Source organism: Pseudoroseomonas cervicalis ATCC 49957 (assembly GCF_000164635.1).
GTDB lineage: Bacteria > Pseudomonadota > Alphaproteobacteria > Acetobacterales > Acetobacteraceae > Pseudoroseomonas > Pseudoroseomonas cervicalis.
Genome location: NZ_GG770835.1, coordinates 1 through 1,824, shown reverse-complemented (window position 1 = coordinate 1,824; position 1,824 = coordinate 1). Strand labels below are relative to the sequence as shown.

The 1,824-nt window shown below is 73.2% G+C and carries 2 protein-coding genes; both read left to right on the top strand.

From position 1 onward, the window contains the following. On the top strand, positions 1–666 hold a 666-nt coding region (locus HMPREF0731_RS19455), incomplete at its 5' end, for an SDR family oxidoreductase (protein ID WP_007005923.1). A gap of 104 nt (positions 667–770) precedes the next feature. Beyond that, positions 771–1,824 (top strand): malate/lactate/ureidoglycolate dehydrogenase (locus HMPREF0731_RS19450; protein ID WP_007005922.1); only part of this gene is annotated, 1,054 nt, incomplete at its 3' end.

Below are 1,824 nucleotides of genomic sequence, written 5' to 3'. Positions count from 1 at the left end.
GCGCTGACCGGCCGCCGCGCCGCGCCGCTGGAGGAGACCGCCGCGCTGCTGCCCGCGGGCGCTGCCCTGGCGGTGCCCGCCGACCTCACCGATGAGGGCGCGGTGAAGGCCGCGCTGGCGCGGGTGGAGGCGGAACTCGGCCCGGTCGGGCTGCTGGTCAACAATGCCGGCAGCAACGTGCCGCGGCGCCACTGGCACCAGCTCTCCGGTGGCGATGCCCGCGCGCTGGTCGATGTCAACCTGACCGCGCCCTTCCTCACCAGCCTGGCGGTGCTGCCGGGCATGAAGGGGCGCGGCGGCGGGCTGATCGTGCAGATCGCCTCGGTGGCGGGCAAGGGCAGCTCGGCCGTCTCCGGCCCCGGCTACATCGCCGCCAAGAGCGGCTATGTGGCGCTCTCCGCCTCGCTGAACGCGGAGAACGGCATCCACAACATCCGCTCCACCTGCATCTGCCCCGGGGAGGTCGCGACCCCCATCCTCGACCTCCGCCCCGAGCCGCCGCCGCCCGAGGAGCGGGCGCGCATGCTGCAGCCGGAGGACATCGCCCAGGCGGTGCTGTTCGTCGCCAACCTGCCCGACCGTGTCTGCATCAGCGAGATCGTCGTCTCGCCCACCTGGAACCGCTTCCAGGCGCCCGCCGCCCAGGCCGTCGCGGCGATGGCCTGAGCTTCGCCGCTCCGGCGCGGCGCCGCGAAAAACCCGGCGCCGCGCCCTTTTGGCCCTGGCCGCTCTGGTCCATGCTGTCCGCACAAGGACAACAGGAAACGACCATGACGCCCGTGCTGATCCCCGCCCCGAAACTCGAATCCCTGGTGCGCGACATCTTCGTGGCGGCCGGCGGCGGAGCGGAGGAATCGGCGCTGATCGCGCACCACCTGCTCGGCGCCAACCTGGCCGGGCATGACAGCCACGGCGTGGTGCGCGTGCCGCGCTATGTGGACTGGCTGAAGGCGGGCTTCGTCTTCCTCGGCCGCCGCCCGCGCATCGTCATGGATGGCGGCGCCTTCGCCCTGATGGACGCCGATTTCGGCTTCGGCCACAGCGTGGCGGCGGAGGCGGTGCAGCTCGGCATCACCCGCGCGCAGCAGCATGGCGCGGCGGTGGTGGCGCTGCGCAATGCCGGCCATATCGGCCGCATCGGCCACTATGCCGAGATGGCGCTGGCCGAGGGGCTGATCTCGATCCACCTGGTCAATGTCGCGGGTTCCACCCTGGTCGCGCCCTTCGGCGGCGTGGAGCGGCGCTTCTCCACCGCCCCCATCGCCATCGGCGCGCCGCTGGAGGGCCGGCCGGTGGTGCTGGATTTCGCCACCTCCCTGGTGGCGGAGGGCAAGGTGCTGGTCGCCTCCAATGGCGGCAAGGCGCTGCCTTCGGATGCGCTGATCGGCCCGGACGGCCAGCTCTCCGGCGACCCGCACATGCTCTATGGCGAGTATCCGCAGATCGGCCCCCGCAACCCGGCGGGCGGCCCCGGCGCCATCCGTGCCTTTGGCGAGCACAAGGGCTCGGGCCTGGCGCTGATGTGCGAGTTGCTGGCCGGCGCCTTCACCGGCGGCGGCTGCGCCGGGCCGGTGGAGGGGCGCGGGCGCATCGCCAATGGCATGCTCTCCATCTATCTCTCGCCGGCGCATTTCGGCACCACGGCCGAGTTCCAGGCGATGGGCCGCGAGTATGTCGACTGGGTGGCCAGCAGCCGCCCCGCCGACCCCGCCCAGCCCGTGCTGCTGCCGGGCGAGGTGGAGGCGCGCAACCGGGCCGAGCGCCTGGCCCAGGGCGTGCCGCTGCAGCCCGACACCTGGACCGGGATCTGCCGCACCGCCGAGG